This is a genomic window from Streptomyces decoyicus (genome assembly GCF_019880305.1).
Lineage (GTDB): Bacteria > Actinomycetota > Actinomycetes > Streptomycetales > Streptomycetaceae > Streptomyces > Streptomyces decoyicus.
Window position 1 is genome coordinate 4,563,990 of the sequence record NZ_CP082301.1, and the last position, 14,177, is coordinate 4,578,166.

Here is a 14,177-nt window from a genome sequence, read left to right on the forward strand (position 1 = left end):
CAGCCCCGGGCGTTCGCGCCTCCGAAGGCCGGGCCGCCGAAGCGGGCCGTGGATCAGATCGTCGAGGTGTCGATCACGAAGCGGTAGCGGACATCGCTCGCGAGCACCCGCTCGTACGCTTCGTTGATCTGCTCCGCGCTGATCACCTCGATGTCCGCCGTCAGCCCGTGCTCACCGCAGAAGTCGAGCATCTCCTGCGTCTCCGGGATGCCGCCGATCATCGAGCCGGCGATCGACCGGCGCCGCGGGATCAGCGCGAACGGCGCGACCGGCAGCGGGTTCTCCGGGGCGCCGACCTGCACCAGGGTGCCGTCGGTGGCCAGCAGTCCGAGGTAGGCGTTCAGGTCCAGGTTGGCGGAGACGGTGTTGACGATCAGGTCGAAGGTGCCCGCCAGCGCCTCGAACGTGGCCGGGTCGGAGGTGGCGTAGTAGTGGTCCGCGCCCAGCCGCAGGCCGTCGTCCTTCTTGCGCAGTGACTGGCTCAGCACGGTGACCTCGGCGCCCATCGCGTGTGCGATCTTCACGCCCATGTGGCCGAGGCCGCCCAGGCCGACGATGGCGACCTTCTTGCCGGGGCCGGCCTGCCAGTGGGCGAGCGGCGAGTAGAGGGTGATGCCCGCGCACAGCAGCGGGGCCGCGGCGTCCAGCGGGATGCTCTCGGGTATCCGCAGGGCGTAGTTCTCGTCGACCACGAGGTGCGTGGAGTAGCCGCCGTAGGTGGTCTCGCCGTCCCGGCCGGTCGCGTTGTACGTGCCGACGTTGCCGAGCTCGCCGGTGCAGTACTGCTCCAGGCCGGCCCGGCAGTTCTCGCACTCCCGGCAGGAGTCGACGAAGCAGCCGACCCCGACCCGGTCGCCCGCCCGGTAGCGGGTGACCTCGGCGCCGACCTCGGCGACCACACCGGCGATCTCATGGCCGGGGACGATCGGGAAGGCCCCGCCGTCGCCCCACTCGGCGCGCACGGTGTGGATGTCGGAGTGGCAGATGCCGGCGTACTTGATGTCGATCAGGATGTCGTGGGCCCCCAGCTCGCGGCGCGGAATCGTGATCCGCTCCAGCGGTGCTTTCGGGGCGGGTGCGGCGTACGCGGAGACAGAGGTGTGGGTCATGCCATCGAGAATGCTTCGTGGCGCTTCTCGTAACCAGGGCCCCCTTCAACATATGCACGGCGTGCCTAGTACTGCCGGAACCACCCTTCGGCCTGGGCGTATGCGACGCCGGCCCTGCCCGCCGGCCCTGCCCGCCGACCCCGGCCGACAGGTGATCACCCACCACGCCGGGCCGGGGTCGCGGTCGGCCGACGCACTGCGGCTGCCGGCGTCGGGTCAGGCGAAGACCACCGAACGGACCTTCAGCCGGTCCGAGGCATGACCGCCGTTCGGCCGGAGGCTGAAGTAGTCGCCCGTGCAGTGGGGGCCCGCGAAGACCGTCGCGACGGACGAGGTGTAGTTCTTCGGCGTGTGGGCGGGCTGGACGGACGGGTCGGTCACCTCGGGGAGGCTGAGGCAGGCCCGGCTCGGCGGGTCGGACAGCAGGCCCACGTGCGGGTTGCCGGTCGAGTCGGTGTACACGTAGGTGAACGGGCCGGTGGCCGCGCCGGCCGAGGCGGTGGGCAGGGCCAGGGTGAGGGCGAGCGTGCCGATGGCGGTGGCGACGGTATGGCGAAGACGCATAAGAATATTCCTTTCCTTCCGTTTCCGTGCGGAATGTGTGTTGCCCCGCATACGCCCTGTGATGTCCGTTGTCACACGAAGGGGTTCCGAAGAAACGATCCCTCGGTCGCTGTTTCGGGTCGGCCCGGGTTCCGCGACGCCCGCGGAATCGAAGGCGCGCCGCCCCCCCCGCGCATGGATGCGTGCCGTGAGGGCGGATGCGGGCCGTGAGGGCGTAAGCGAGCCGTGAGCGCGGATTGCCGTGCCGCCTACGGCCGTGGGTGCGCACCGCTCCGCTCCCGCAGCACCCCGGCGATCCGCTCGCACCAGTCGCGGGTCTCCCGCTCGAAGCCGAGACCGCGCAGACACGTCAGGTACGGGCCGATCCGGTCGCCGCGGGCGAGGAACTCCGTCTCGTCCATGCCGCCGCGCAGCCGCGCCAGCAGCTGCTCGAAGATCTCGACCTTGGCGGCGGCCACCCGCGCCCGCTCCGCCAGTTGCCCGATCACCGGTGCGGCGTCGATCCGGTCCACGGCCTGCACCTTGACCAGCAGGTCGTCGCGGATGAACGACGGTTTGGACGCGGTCGCCGCAAACCGCTCCAGCTCGGCCAGGCCCTCGTCGGTGACGTGGAACAGCCGCTTGTTGGGCCGGGTCTCCTGGACCACTTGGCGGCCGGCGACCAGTCCCTCCGCCTCCAGCTTGGTCAGCTCCGCATAGAGCTGCTGCGGCAGCGCGTGCCAGAAATTGGCGACACCGGCATCGAACGCCTTCGCCAGCTGATAGCCGCTGTACTCGCCGTCCAGCAGCGCCGCCAGCACCGCGTGCTTGAGGGACATCTCCCCGGCCACCCCTTCCCATACTCAAGAATCTGACTAATCATAGTCGCGACTATGAGACATCGGGACCGGGCCGCTGCCCGGTCGAGCGAGGAGGAAGAGCCATGGGAGCCAGGGGAGTCACGGGGACGACCGCTGACCGCTTCAAGGCGGCAGTGGAAGCACGGGATCTGGATGCGGCGGAAGGGCTGTTCACCGAGGATGTCCGCCTGTACAGCCCGGTGAAGTTCACGCCCTTCGAGGGGCGGCCGATGGTGCTCGGACTGTTCGGGGTGCTGCTGCGGACCTTCGAGGACTTCCGTTACGTCGGCGAGCTGGCGGGCAGCGCACAGACGGCGGCGGGGCCGGACGGCGGCTCCGCGGACTCGGTGATCCTGATCTTCCGGGCCACCGTGAACGGCAAGCAGATCCACGGCATCGACCTGCTGCAATTCGACGAGGCGGGCCGGATCAAGGAGTTCACGGTGATGGTGCGGCCGCAGTCCGCGGTGCAGGCGCTGGGGGAGGCGGTGCTGGCCGGGCTGGTCGAAGACGGGCTGGCGCCCCAGCCGTAGGGCGGGCCCGCCGCAGGGCCGGACACCCCCCTACGGCCTGTCCGGCCCTGCGTTCTGTCCGGCCCGGGGCCTGTCCGGCTCTGGCCGGGCGTCAGGTCTAGCGGGAGGGCACCCCTAGACCCGCTCCACCCGCTCCGCCTGTTCCGCCTGCTCCACCGAGATCGCTCCGGCCGGGCAGATGGCCGCCGCCTCATGGACCGCTTCGTGGAGGTCGGCCGGTGGTTCGGCATCGAGGAGGACGACGATGCCGTCCTCCTCGCGCTGGTCGAACACCTCCGGCGCGGACAGCACACAGCTTCCGGCGCCGCAGCACTTCTCCTGGTCGATGTGCACGCGCATGGCTCTCCCCACGATGGGCCGCCCGACCCCTGAGGGCCGTTGGCGGACGGGCTGGAACGGGATGACGGAAGGCGTCGGGGCGGCGGCACGCGCCGGGGTGGCGGTGAACGCGCCGGGATGACGGAACGCGCCGGGGTGGCGGAACGCGCCGGGATGACGGAACGCGCCGGGGTGGCGGTGGCGGAACGCGGGGGTCACCACGCGACCGGCAGTGCGTGGACCCCGTAGATCCCCATGTCGTGACGGAACGGGACGTCCTCGAAGGGGATGTCGAGCCGCAGGCCGGGCAGCCGGCGCAACAGTGTCTCGACGGCGATCTGCAGCTCCACCCGGGCGAGCGGCTGGCCCAGGCACTGGTGGACACCGAAGCCGAAGGCGACATGACGGCGGGCGTCGCGCCCGATATCGAGCGCCTCGCCCCCGGGGAAGACGTCCTCGTCACGGTTGGCGGAGTTCAGGGTGCACAGCACGCCCTCGCCGGCGCGGATGGTGCGGCCGCCGATGGTGACGTCCTCGTCGGCGATCCGCGGCAGACCGTTGTGGATGATCGACAGGTAGCGCAGCAGCTCCTCGACGGCCCCCTTGATCAACGACGGGTCGGCGCGCAGCCGCGCCAACTGGTCGGGGTTGCGCAGCAGGGCGAGGGTGGACAGCGCGGTCATATTGGCGGTGGTCTCATGGCCCGCGATCAGCAACAACCGTCCCATGGAGGCGATTTCCTCGGCGTCGAGATCGTCGCGGGCGACCAGCCGGCTGACGATGCCGTCGTCCGGCTCGCGGCGTTTGGCCTCGGCGAGCCGGCTCAGATAGTGCTGGAGCTCGTCCCCTGCGGTGCGCACCTCTTCGGCCGTCGAGCGGAGGCTGAGCAGGAGGCGGCTGCGGTCCTGGAAGAACTCGTGGTCGTCATACGGGACGCCGAGCAGCAGGCAGATCACCAGGGACGGCAGCGGCAGCGCGAACTCGGCCACCAGATCCGCCGAGCTGCGCCCCGCGGTCATCCGGTCGAGCAGACCGTCGGTGAGGCGCTGCACCTCGGGGCGCATCGCCTCCACCTTCTTCACCATGAAGTCGGCGGTGAGCATCCGGCGCAGCCGCGCATGCTCGGGGTCGTCCCTGCGGATGAAGGTCGGTGTGGAGGTGGCGAGTTCGCGCGAGCCGACGGTGAGGAAGGGGAAACCCGGCCGCGACGCATCGGCGCTGAACCGCGGGTCGCCGAGCACCTCCCGTACGTCCTGGTGCCGGGTCACCAGCCAGCAGGAGGAACCGTCCCACAGCGTGGCCCGGGTGACCGGCTCCTCCCGGCGGGCCCGTTCGACGCCGGGTGCGGGATCGAAGGGGCAGCCGGCGGCCCGCGCGGCCGGGACGGTGAGGGGGGCGAGGCCCTCACCCGGACCGAAGTCGTGTGCGGCCTCGGTGCCTTGTGCAGTCGTCATGCGGCTGGTCCTTCCACGATCGGGACACGGCACTGCCGTGGCGAACGGTGCGGGTGGCGCCTCTCCTTGACGGGTGCTGCGACCTCGGTAACCAGCTCGTCAGCCGCCGTGACCAGTGCAATCGCGGTCAGGTGGTGACCAGTCAGCGACTAGTTACCTAACTTAAGCAACTAACTTTCGTCACGCTAACTCACCCTGAACGGGGGAGGGAAGAGGCGATCACGGCGCACCCGAGGTTGGCTCAAACCGAGCGGCCGCCCCTCCCTGCACCGGCGTCCCGGAGCAGGGCTCCCAGCACCCCGGGGGCCGCTAAAGTGCCTGCATGCCGGACCCCGGAAGAGACCAGGACCCCACCGCCGCGCTGCAAAGAGTGCTGGCCACGCTGTCCTACCTGCTCACCCGCTCCCGGGCGCACGAACGCCAGGCGGCCAGGGCGGGCGTCACGGCGGCACGCTCCGACCTATGGCTGCTGATGGCCCTGGAGGACAGCGGAGGGGTCAGCAGGGTCGGCGATCTGGCCGCCCTGCTGATGGTCGAACCGCCTCATGTGACGCGCCAGATCAGCCAGTTGGAATCCCAGGACCTGGTCGAACGCACCCCTGACTCCCTCGACCGGCGGGCCCGTCAGGTGGCGATCACGCCCCACGGGAAGGCGGTCCTCAACCGTCTCCAGCAAACCAGCCGAGCCGGTCTCCGGGAGTCCCTCGCCGGCTTCGACGACGCGGACATCGCCACCACCGTCACTGTGCTCAACCATCTGGTGGCCCATGCCCGCCGCAAGCACACGGCGGAGGAGCTGCCACGGGACCGGGAGGCATGAGCGCGGTGGGGCGAGGCCCCACCCCGTCCGGTGCCGGCGGCGCCGCCGCCCCGACCGGTGTTACTCGATCTCGACCCGGCCGCTGTGGCCCTGGTTCGCTGCGGTGCCGCCGTTCTTGGCGGTCTTGTCGTCCTGGCCGTCGGGGGTGCCGAGGTTGCGGCGGACCGAATCGAGGATGGTCAGACCCTGGCCGACCAGGCCGGCGGCGATTTCGCCCAGGCCGTCGGTGCCGTTGAGGACATTGACATTGGCGTTGGCCAGGCCCGCGGAGGCTTCCTTGACGATCTGCGGGAGCTGGTCGATGAGCATCCGGTCCAGCGCCACACGGTCGTGCGAGGCGGCGGCCTCGGCCTGGATCTTCATCCGCTCGGCCTCGGCCAGCGCCAGCAGCCGGATGCGCTCGGCCTCCGCCTCGGCGGGCTTGACGACCTCGGCCACCAGCTCCTGCTGGCGCAGCCGGGCCGCGCGCTCGGCGAGTTCGGTCTGGGCGGCGAGGACTTCCTGCTGTGCATGGGCGTGAGCGAGCGGGCCGGCCTGGGCGGCACGGGCCTGGGCGCGGTCCACCTCGGCGGAGTACTCGGCCTGGACGACGGCGGTCTGCCGGGAGTATTCGGCCTGATTACGCGCGGCCTCCTGCTGCGCCTCGACCGACGCCTGGGTGGCCTGGGCCTGGGCGATCTGCGCCTGCCGCTGGATGGCCGCCTTGTGCGGGGCGGACATCGCCTCGATATAGCCCGTCTCGCCGTCGTCGATCGACTGGATCTGCAACGAGTCGACGATCAGCCCGATCTTCGCCATTTCGGTCTTGGACGTCTCCAGGACCTCGGTGGCCAGCTTCTGCCGCTCGGTGACGATCTCCTCGACCGTCATCGAACCGATGATGGAGCGCAGGTGACCGGCGAAGATACGGCCGGTCAGCACCGACATCTGGTCCTGGTCGGACAGGAATCGCTGGCCGGCGTTGACCACGCTCTCGGTGTCGTTACCTACCTTGAACGCGATCACGGCCCGCACCGTCAGCGCAATGCCCTGCCGGGTCACGCAGGTCTCGGCGACCTCCGACTCACACATCGCCAGCGTCAGAAAGCGGACCTTACGGAAGACCGGCAGCACGAACTTGCCGTGCCCGGTGACCACTCGGAATGGCGCGCCCCCCTGTCCACGCCTGCCTCCTGAGATCAGCATGGCTTGATCGGGGGCAGGAACGCGGTAACCGAACATCCTTTGTCTCCTCAGCCGGCGTCGTCGGCATTGCCGGACAACGCGTCCAATGGATCGGCCCACTCCATGACATCGACCTGGCGACTGCCACGGGACTCGATCACGAGCACGGTCGCCCCTACCGGAAGGGGCTCGGCGGACCAGGCGAGAAATGCCTCGGTGCCGCCTCTGATCCGTACCAGGACCTCACCGGGGCCGGCAGCCCCACGTGTGCCGATCAGCAGCACTCCCGTACAGCCGATCACGGCATCGTCCTGTGCCATAGGCGGCTGCCCTCCCCCGTTACGTTCCTGGAAAACCGACCCTAGCGCTCCGGCACGCGGCGGCCTATGGGGGGATGGTGGCGAGTTGGGGTGCCGGGTCGCGACGGTCGAATTCCCGTTAAGACCTCCGCATATTCGGTGCGTAATTTCCCTGCGCGGGTGTGGTGCTGGAGTGCCGGGCGTAATTCAGCGGGCCGAGGGCAATGCGTCGAGGGCGGCGAGGATGTCGGATGGTTCGGCGCGGGCGGTGTAGTCGGTGTCGACGAAGGCCCAGCGGATGGTTCCGTCGCGGTCGACGACGTAGGTGGCGGGTATCGGGAGGGTGCGCGGATGGCCGCCGTTGACGCGCTGTAGCTCAAAACCGAAGGAGTCGTACACGGCGGCCAGGTCGTCGGGCAGATCGAAGCTGAGGCCGTACTGCCGGGCGGTGTCCGAGCCGAGGTCGCTGAGGACGTCGAAGGCGAGCGCGTGCTTTTCGGTGAGAGTGAGGGACTCGTCGGGGATCTGCGGCGAGACGGCCGCCAACTGGGCGCCGCGGGCGGTGATATCGGCGTGGTGCTGCTGGAGGGCGCGCAGCGCGAGGTTGCAGTAGGGGCACCAGGCGCCGCGGTAGAACGTGAGCACGACGGGGCCGGCGGACAGCAGGGCGTCCAGGCTGACGGTGGCGCCGGTCGCGGTGGGGAGGCTGAAGCGGGGCGCCGTGTCACCGGCCTGCCGGGCCCGCGCGGCCCGGCCCGATGCGGCGAGGTCGCGGCCGGCTCGCTCCATCACCTCGCGTGCGGCGGGAGGGAGTTCGGGGTAGCCGGTGCGGAGAAGCGTGGTGAGTTCGTCGCGGAGGCTCATTGCGGTAGGTGCTCCTGAGGTGAGGGACGGGTGCGCAGTGGCGCGAGGGCGGCGTTCACCGTGTCGGTCAGCGCCTGGGCGTCGGCGCCCCCACGGGAGCGCAGATTGACGCCGTACGCGAGCGTCGCCAGCACCGCGGCGGCGGCGTCGAGATCGCCGTCCTCCTGGAGTTGGCCCAGGTCGTGGGCCGTGGTGAGGGCTGCTCGCATGGCCGCTTCCAGCGTGGTGTGGTGCTCTTCGAGCAGGGTGCGGATGCCGGGGTCGCCGCATTCCGGTCCGGCGTAGGCATTGGTGACCATGCAGCCCCAGCCGGCGACCGGTCCGGAGCAGCGCACCTCGATCAGACCGCTGAAGAACTCCTCGATGGCGGTCAGCCCCGAGGAGGCCGATGACAGCTGGGCGAAGGCCGGTGTGGAGTGCTGCGCTATATAGCGGTCCAGCGCCGCGGCGTAGAGGCCGTCCTTGCTGCCGAACGTCGCATAGAGGCTGGAGCGGCTCACTCCGGTCGCGGTCACCAGCGCCTGGATGCCGGTCGTGGGCAGGCCCTGGCGCCAGAAGACCTGGATGGCGTCGTCGAGCACGATGTCGGGGTTGAAGTGCTTGATGTCGGGCATGGCCGGCCTGCTCGTTTCGCTGTCACGGGCGGTACGGGATCGGGTGGTTCCGGGTCGGGTGGTGCGGGTTCAGGCGGTGGGAGTTCGGGTCGTGGGAGTTCGGGTCGTCGGAATTCGGGTGGTGGGGGCCGCGGGAAGCGCCCGCCACCGCCTCGTCGTCTTCGCCCCATATCTTGGAACGGTTATTCCAAGATGCTCCGAGTCGCCTCCGCTGTCAAGGAGTTGGGGAAGTCAGCTGGGGATAACTTCTGGAACCGGCCCTTCCGTGAAGGGGTGCGGAGCGCAAGCCGTCCGGAGCGCAAGCCGTCCGGTGCGGGAGCCGTCCGTTTCAGGAGAGTCGTCCGGCGGTCGTTATGCGCGGCGCGCGGCGGCGTCGGGAAGGAACGGCAGGAGGGTCGAAATCGCTGCGGCCAGGACGACGTTGAGGACCAGCGCGGCCGCCAGTGCATGCCCGTACGCGCCGGTGTCGTGGTGCGCGGCGCCGTCGAGCGTGCCGTAGTAGAGGATGCCGACGAGGGCCACGCCGACCGCGCCGCCGATCTGCTGGCCGGTGGAGAGCACCCCGGAGGCCATGCCCACTTCCCCGGGGCGGATGTTGCCGAGCACCGCGTTCAGCAGCGGGGTGACCAGCAGGCCGTTGCCCGCGCCCACCAGGAGCAGCGTCGGCACCAGCGCCCAGGCGGTCAGTGCGGAACCGGCGTTGAGGGTGAGGGCGATGGTGCCGACGAAGCCCAGGGCGCCGGTCAGGGCGCCGAGCAGCAGCACGCGCCGGCCGAAGCGGGCCAGCCGGCCGGCGACGAGGCTGGCGGCGAAGAAGGCGACGGCGAACGGGGTGTAGACCAGGCCGGCGCCGAGCGCGTCCATCCCCAGACCGTCCTGGAGGGTCAGCGACAGGACGAGGAACAAGGAATTGATGCCCGCATACGTGACGACGACCAGGGTCATCCCGACCGCGAACGGCCGCTCGCGCAGCAGCCTCAGCCGGACGAGCGGGGTGCCGCCCCTGGCGTCCACCCGCCGTTCCACCAGGCCGAACGCGGCGAACGCGGGGACGCTTGCGGCCAGGCCGAGCCAGGCCCACAGCGGCCAGCCGTACGCGCGGCCCTCGACCAGCGGCACCACGAGCAGTGTGAGGGCCACGGTCAGCACCACGGCACCGGGGAGATCGAGCCGCCGGGCCTCCGGTGCCCGTGATTCGGGTACGAAGCGACCGGCGAGCAGCAGGGTCAGCAGGCCCACCGGCACGTTGACCCAGAACACCGGCCGCCACGAGGTGCCGAAGAGGTCGGCGGCGATCAGCAGTCCGCCGACCAACTGGCCGGACATCGTGGCCATGCCGATGACCGCCCCGAGCACACCGAATGCCTTCGGGCGCCGGGCGGCCGGGATCAGCACCTGGATCACCGCGAAGACCTGCGGGAACATCGCGGCCGCACCGAGGCCCTGGACCAGCCGTGCGGCGATCAGACTGCCGGAGCCGGGTGCCAGCGCACAGCCCACGGAGGAGAGGGTGAACAGCGCCATCCCCGTCATGAACAGCCGCTTGCGGCCGAAGCGGTCGCCGAGCCTGGCGCCGGTGATCAGGGCGAGGGCGTAGCTGAGCTGATAGCCCGCCAGGATGAGCTGGACATCGGCGGCGGAGGAGTGCAGATCCGCCTGGATGGCGGGGGCGGCGACCAGCACGATGAAGGTGTCGAGCACGGCCATGAACGCCCCGGCCAGCACGATGGCCAGGGCCCGCCACGGTGCCGCGGTGGAGCGCGGACCGTCCGGCGGGAGGTCCGGCCGTACCGGGGCGTCCTGCCGTAGGGGCCCGTCCTGCCGTAGCGGTCCGTCCTGCCGAACCGGTGCGTCCTGCCGAACCGGCGCCGCGTGCCGTCCCGTGGGGCCTGAGGGTGGGGTGGTCTGGGTCATGCGGCCAGCGTCGGACAGCCCCGGGCGGACATACAGAGGCCGATTATGCTGGTGTCCCCACCACCCCCACACAGGGGCTGTGCCCGGAAACGCGTGCGGCGGGCCCCGACCCCGGGCCGGCCCCCGCGACCCGCGGCGAACGGGAGTTTCGATGGCTGACCTGCAACGGCGGCGGAGTCTCGCGGAGTTCCTGCGCTCGCGCCGGGAGCGGCTCACGCCCCGGGAAGCGGGCATCCTCGCGGGACCGCGGCGGCGCACCCCGGGGCTCCGGCGCGAAGAGGTCGCCCAGCTCTCCGGGGTCAGCGTGACCTGGTACACCTGGCTGGAGCAGGCGCGCGACATCACCGTCAGCAGGCAGGTCCTCACGAGCCTGGCGCGCGCCCTGATGCTCAGTTCGGTCGAGCGCCGCCATCTGTTCGCGCTGGCCGGGGAACCGTTGCCGGAGCGGCCGCCGGGCCCCGGCCCCGGCCCCGCCCTGCAACGGCTGGTCGACGCACTCGAACCGAACCCCGCATACCTCCTCGACGCCAACTGGGACCTGGTGGGCTGGAACCGTGCCGAGGCGGGACTGATCGGCGATCCCGGGCAGTTGGAGCCCGCCGAACGCAACCTGCTGTGGCTGGTGTTCACGGATCCGGCGATGCGCTCACTGCTGGCCGACTGGTCCGGGCAGGCGCAGGACCTGGTCGCCCAGTTCCGGGCCGATGCCCGGCAGCGCTCCGGGGACCCCCGCTACGAGCAGCTCACCGGCGGGCTGCGGGAGGCGAGTGAGGAGTTCCGGGCCTGGTGGGCGGCGCATGACATCGCGGACTTCGGAAGCAGCCGCCGGACCTTTCGCCATCCCCGGGCCGGGGAGCTGACCTTTGACTACGTGAAGCTGGCCGCGCTGGACGCACCCGGTATCAAGCTCTTCGCGTGTATGCCGGCCGATGCGGCGACGACGCGGAAGCTGCCCGCGCTCCAGGCGTGCGCGGCGGGCGCGGACCCGGATGGAGCGGCGGTCGGCCCGGTGGGCGCACGGTAGGGCGACAGGGCTCCGGGGCGAGACCCTAAGGCCCCGGATTGACGGCCACGGCCTTGAAGAACGTGTAGTGGAAGGTGCCGTCGTCGTCCGCGGTCCGCCGTAGATCGGCGATCCCCCGGTCCCAGTCGGCGGCGGTGGTCAGACCGGCGCCCAGCGCATCGTCCCGGACCGATTCGACCATGGCGATGAAGGTCTTCCGGGTGAATCCCTCCACCATCGAGGGCCGGGTCCGGTCGGCATAGACCGTACGCGGCCGGATGACCACATCGCTGAATCCGGCTCCCCTGAGCAGCGGTTGCAACTCCCGTCCCAGAAGCGCATTTCCACCGGCAGCGGCCTGTAGGCGGACCTGGTGGCCGATCACCTCATGGGCGCGGTGGCTGTCCGGATGGAAGACCACCGAGCCGTGGTCGCCCTCGATCACGGTGAGGGTCCCGCCGGGCCGCAGGACCCGGCGCAGTGCGGTCAGCACCCGGCCGGGGGCTTGGAGATGCTCCAGCACGAAGCAGGCGAAGACGTGGTCGAACGTCCGTGCAGGGAACGGCAGGTGAAACAGATCGGCGGTCCGCCACGTCACATCGGCCCCGGGCTCCCGCGTCGCCAGGTACGCGCGGGCCTGTGCCAGCGACTCCTCGGAGCGGTCGACCGCGACGATCCGTGCCCCCGGACTGTTCCTGACCAGATGGACGGTCTGCGCGCCCACCCCACAGCCGACCTCCAGGACCCGGGAGCCGACGGGGTAGGCCGTACCGGCATGCAGCAGTGTCGCCAGGGTGTCCGCCTGGTCACCGAGGCGCCGGGCCTCCTGGGAGGAGTAGCCGTGTACGTATGCCGTGTTCGTCTTCATGGCTTCACCGTGCCGGGACAATGGATCGGTGAACAGGTCCAAAGATCGGCCTATTGAGCAGTCCATAACTCCCGCGTCCGTCGCCGCGTCGCTCGGGACCTCCTCGTCCGCGCGCTCCTCGTCCCCTTCCGCGGCTGCCGGTTCCTCCGACTTCCTGCAACTGCGCATCGAGGATGCGCCCGCGGGCGGCCGGTCGGTCTGGCTCGCCCGGGAGTTGCGGGGCGCGATCGCGGACGGCCGGCTGCCGGTGGGGAGCCGGCTGCCCGCGACCCGGGTGCTCGCCGCCGAGCTGCGCGTCTCGCGGGGTGTGATCACCGAGGCGTATCGGCGGCTGACCGAGGACGGGCAGCTCGCCGGACGGGGGAGAGGCGGGACCGTGGTCGTCGCCGCTCCGGTGACCACGGTGGCGAAGGGCGCGGCTCCGACGCCGTACGCGCACCGGACCGCCGCGCCGTCTGTCGCTCCGCCCGCCCCTGCGACCGTCGCTCCGACGGCCGCTCCGCCCGCCGCTCCGCCCGCCGCTCCGTTCGCCGCCCCGCCCGGTCCGGAGATCTTCGACGAGCTGCGCGCCGCGCCCGCACGGATCGATCTCTCACCCGGCGTGCCCGACCTGTCCGCCTTCCCCCGCACGGCCTGGCTCCGCGCCGAACGCTCGGTGCTCGCCGGTCTCGCGTCCACCGAGCTCGGCTACGGGGACCCCCGCGGCACTCCGGCGCTGCGGCTGGCCGTCGTCAACTGGCTGGCACGTAACCGCGGGATCAGGGCGGACCCGGACGAGGTGCTGATCGTCGCCGGTACCGCACAGGCGCTCGGCCTGATCGCCCAGGTGCTGCACCATGACGGGATCCCGGAGATCGCGGTGGAGGACCCCGGCTCCCTCGGAGCGCGGCAGCATCTGCGCCACTGGCAGCTCGCGACGCCCCCGGTCCCGGTCGACGACGACGGGATACGCGTCGATGCGCTGCGGGCGAGCGGTGCGCGGGCCGTCCTGCTCACCCCGGCGCACCAGTTCCCCACCGGGGTGGTGCTCGGCGGTGGCCGGCGCCGCGAGCTGATGCGCTGGGCGGCCGGCGGCGGCCTGATCGTCGAGGACGACTACGACGCCGAGCACCGCTACGACCGCGCGCCGGTCCCCGCCCTGCGCTCGCTCCTCCCCGAGCAGGTCTGCTACGCCGGCAGCGTCTCCAAGCTGCTGGCCCCCGCCCTGCGGGTGGGCTGGCTGCTGCCGCCGCGGAAGTACCGGAAGGCGCTGGTCGACGCCAAGCGTTTCGCCGACCTCGGCAATGCCGCACTGCCCCAACTGGTCCTGGCCCGGCTGATGGAGTCCGGTGAACTGGAGCGCCGGCTGCGACTGCTGCGCCGCCGCCACCGCCGCCGCCGCGATGCCATGATCGCGGCGATCCGCGACCGGCTGCCGGAAGCGACCGTGCACGGCGCCGCGGCGGGCCTGCATCTGACGATCACCTTCGGGCGGGACGGCTGCCGGGGCTCCGACACGGACCTGGCCGCGGCCGCCCTCGCCCGCGGCGTCAAGGTCCAGCCGCTGTCCTGGCACAGCCAACGCCGGTACCCGCCGGGGCTGGTACTCGGTTATGCGGCGCGCACAGCGGACGAGATCGCGGAGGGGGTGGCCGTCGTCGGCGAGGCGCTGCGCGGCGGGTGACGGGGCTGTGCGCCACCGCTGGGCAGCGGGCCATTCCGTGCGCTCCTGCTCTCGCAGCACACGGAATGGTGGGGTGCCTGCCTGGTGACCCGGCGGCTGCTCGGGCGAGGCGTGGCGGGGTGGTGGGCGGTGCCCGCCGGTGCCGCCGGGT

At 71.3% G+C, this 14,177-nt stretch carries 15 protein-coding genes; 4 read left to right on the forward strand and 11 right to left on the reverse strand.

Features of this window, described 5'->3' with window-relative positions:
* Window positions 1–53: 53 nt before the first annotated feature.
* The 3 genes from K7C20_RS20080 to K7C20_RS20090 all read right to left on the reverse strand — a co-directional run bounded on the left by K7C20_RS20080 (window position 54) and on the right by K7C20_RS20090 (window position 2,491).
* Window positions 54–1,109 carry an NAD(P)-dependent alcohol dehydrogenase gene (locus K7C20_RS20080; RefSeq protein ID WP_030077814.1) on the reverse strand — a complete coding sequence of 352 codons (1,056 nt, stop codon included), beginning with the start codon at window positions 1,107–1,109 and terminating at the stop codon, window positions 54–56.
* A 216-nt stretch (window positions 1,110–1,325) separates the two neighbouring features.
* Window positions 1,326–1,673: a hypothetical protein gene (locus K7C20_RS20085; RefSeq protein ID WP_053210214.1), complete on the reverse strand. Its 348-nt coding sequence runs from the start codon at window positions 1,671–1,673 to the stop codon at window positions 1,326–1,328.
* Between the two features lie 248 nt (window positions 1,674–1,921).
* Window positions 1,922–2,491, reverse strand: coding sequence for a PadR family transcriptional regulator (locus K7C20_RS20090; protein ID WP_030077818.1), 570 nt, complete (start codon window positions 2,489–2,491; stop codon window positions 1,922–1,924).
* 104 nt (window positions 2,492–2,595) lie between these two features.
* On the opposite strand from K7C20_RS20090, the gene K7C20_RS20095 reads away from it, so the two are divergent.
* Window positions 2,596–3,045: a nuclear transport factor 2 family protein gene (locus K7C20_RS20095; RefSeq protein ID WP_030077820.1), complete on the forward strand. Its 450-nt coding sequence runs from the start codon at window positions 2,596–2,598 to the stop codon at window positions 3,043–3,045.
* Window positions 3,046–3,159: 114 nt separating this feature from the next.
* On the opposite strand, the gene K7C20_RS20100 is transcribed toward K7C20_RS20095, so the two are convergent.
* Window positions 3,160–3,384, reverse strand: a complete 225-nt coding sequence (locus tag K7C20_RS20100; RefSeq protein WP_030077822.1) for a ferredoxin — start codon at window positions 3,382–3,384, stop codon at window positions 3,160–3,162.
* A gap of 194 nt (window positions 3,385–3,578) precedes the next feature.
* On the reverse strand, window positions 3,579–4,817 hold the full coding sequence (locus K7C20_RS20105; protein WP_030077826.1) for a cytochrome P450: 1,239 nt from the start codon (window positions 4,815–4,817) through the stop codon (window positions 3,579–3,581).
* 322 nt (window positions 4,818–5,139) lie between these two features.
* Here K7C20_RS20105 and K7C20_RS20110 point away from each other — a divergent pair, with 322 nt between their 5' ends.
* On the forward strand, window positions 5,140–5,637 hold the full coding sequence (locus K7C20_RS20110) for a MarR family winged helix-turn-helix transcriptional regulator (RefSeq protein ID WP_030077828.1): 498 nt from the start codon (window positions 5,140–5,142) through the stop codon (window positions 5,635–5,637).
* Between the two features lie 60 nt (window positions 5,638–5,697).
* Here K7C20_RS20110 and K7C20_RS20115 read toward each other — a convergent pair whose 3' ends face one another.
* From K7C20_RS20115 to K7C20_RS20135, 5 genes are all read right to left on the reverse strand, one after another.
* Window positions 5,698–6,858, reverse strand: coding sequence for an SPFH domain-containing protein (locus tag K7C20_RS20115; RefSeq protein WP_030077830.1), 1,161 nt, complete (start codon window positions 6,856–6,858; stop codon window positions 5,698–5,700).
* 11 nt (window positions 6,859–6,869) lie between these two features.
* Window positions 6,870–7,121, reverse strand: a complete 252-nt coding sequence (locus K7C20_RS20120) for a hypothetical protein (protein ID WP_030077831.1) — start codon at window positions 7,119–7,121, stop codon at window positions 6,870–6,872.
* A 186-nt stretch (window positions 7,122–7,307) separates the two neighbouring features.
* Window positions 7,308–7,964 carry a peroxiredoxin-like family protein gene (locus K7C20_RS20125; RefSeq protein ID WP_030077833.1) on the reverse strand — a complete coding sequence of 219 codons (657 nt, stop codon included), beginning with the start codon at window positions 7,962–7,964 and terminating at the stop codon, window positions 7,308–7,310.
* Entirely contained in the window at window positions 7,961–8,578 is a 618-nt protein-coding gene (locus K7C20_RS20130; RefSeq protein WP_030077834.1) for a TetR/AcrR family transcriptional regulator, read from the reverse strand. Before K7C20_RS20130 ends, K7C20_RS20125 begins: the two co-directional genes overlap by 4 nt.
* Before the next feature lie 351 nt (window positions 8,579–8,929).
* Complete coding sequence (locus K7C20_RS20135) at window positions 8,930–10,492, reverse strand: MFS transporter (protein ID WP_245171742.1); 1,563 nt, start codon at window positions 10,490–10,492, stop codon at window positions 8,930–8,932.
* 151 nt (window positions 10,493–10,643) lie between these two features.
* Here K7C20_RS20135 and K7C20_RS20140 point away from each other — a divergent pair, with 151 nt between their 5' ends.
* A complete protein-coding gene (locus tag K7C20_RS20140; protein WP_048828968.1) occupies window positions 10,644–11,516 on the forward strand; it encodes a helix-turn-helix transcriptional regulator in 873 nt (290 codons plus the stop codon).
* Window positions 11,517–11,541: 25 nt separating this feature from the next.
* Here K7C20_RS20140 and K7C20_RS20145 read toward each other — a convergent pair whose 3' ends face one another.
* On the reverse strand, window positions 11,542–12,363 hold the full coding sequence (locus K7C20_RS20145) for a methyltransferase domain-containing protein (protein WP_030077837.1): 822 nt from the start codon (window positions 12,361–12,363) through the stop codon (window positions 11,542–11,544).
* A gap of 28 nt (window positions 12,364–12,391) precedes the next feature.
* On the opposite strand from K7C20_RS20145, the gene pdxR reads away from it, so the two are divergent.
* A complete protein-coding gene (gene pdxR / locus K7C20_RS20150) occupies window positions 12,392–14,026 on the forward strand; it encodes a MocR-like pyridoxine biosynthesis transcription factor PdxR (protein WP_245171740.1) in 1,635 nt (544 codons plus the stop codon).
* Window positions 14,027–14,177: the final 151 nt, after the last annotated feature.

Bases quoted from the DNA above. Each gene is read 5' to 3' on its own strand.
- K7C20_RS20080 (WP_030077814.1), bottom strand. From the start codon at position 1,109: ATGACCCACACCTCTGTCTCCGCGTACGCCGCACCCGCCCCGAAAGCA.
- K7C20_RS20085 (WP_053210214.1), bottom strand. From the start codon at position 1,673: ATGCGTCTTCGCCATACCGTCGCCACCGCCATCGGCACGCTCGCCCTC.
- K7C20_RS20090 (WP_030077818.1), bottom strand. From the start codon at position 2,491: ATGTCCCTCAAGCACGCGGTGCTGGCGGCGCTGCTGGACGGCGAGTAC.
- K7C20_RS20095 (WP_030077820.1), top strand. From the start codon at position 2,596: ATGGGAGCCAGGGGAGTCACGGGGACGACCGCTGACCGCTTCAAGGCG.
- K7C20_RS20100 (WP_030077822.1), bottom strand. From the start codon at position 3,384: ATGCGCGTGCACATCGACCAGGAGAAGTGCTGCGGCGCCGGAAGCTGT.
- K7C20_RS20105 (WP_030077826.1), bottom strand. From the start codon at position 4,817: ATGACGACTGCACAAGGCACCGAGGCCGCACACGACTTCGGTCCGGGT.
- K7C20_RS20110 (WP_030077828.1), top strand. From the start codon at position 5,140: ATGCCGGACCCCGGAAGAGACCAGGACCCCACCGCCGCGCTGCAAAGA.
- K7C20_RS20115 (WP_030077830.1), bottom strand. From the start codon at position 6,858: ATGTTCGGTTACCGCGTTCCTGCCCCCGATCAAGCCATGCTGATCTCA.
- K7C20_RS20120 (WP_030077831.1), bottom strand. From the start codon at position 7,121: ATGGCACAGGACGATGCCGTGATCGGCTGTACGGGAGTGCTGCTGATC.
- K7C20_RS20125 (WP_030077833.1), bottom strand. From the start codon at position 7,964: ATGAGCCTCCGCGACGAACTCACCACGCTTCTCCGCACCGGCTACCCC.
- K7C20_RS20130 (WP_030077834.1), bottom strand. From the start codon at position 8,578: ATGCCCGACATCAAGCACTTCAACCCCGACATCGTGCTCGACGACGCC.
- K7C20_RS20135 (WP_245171742.1), bottom strand. From the start codon at position 10,492: ATGACCCAGACCACCCCACCCTCAGGCCCCACGGGACGGCACGCGGCG.
- K7C20_RS20140 (WP_048828968.1), top strand. From the start codon at position 10,644: ATGGCTGACCTGCAACGGCGGCGGAGTCTCGCGGAGTTCCTGCGCTCG.
- K7C20_RS20145 (WP_030077837.1), bottom strand. From the start codon at position 12,363: ATGAAGACGAACACGGCATACGTACACGGCTACTCCTCCCAGGAGGCC.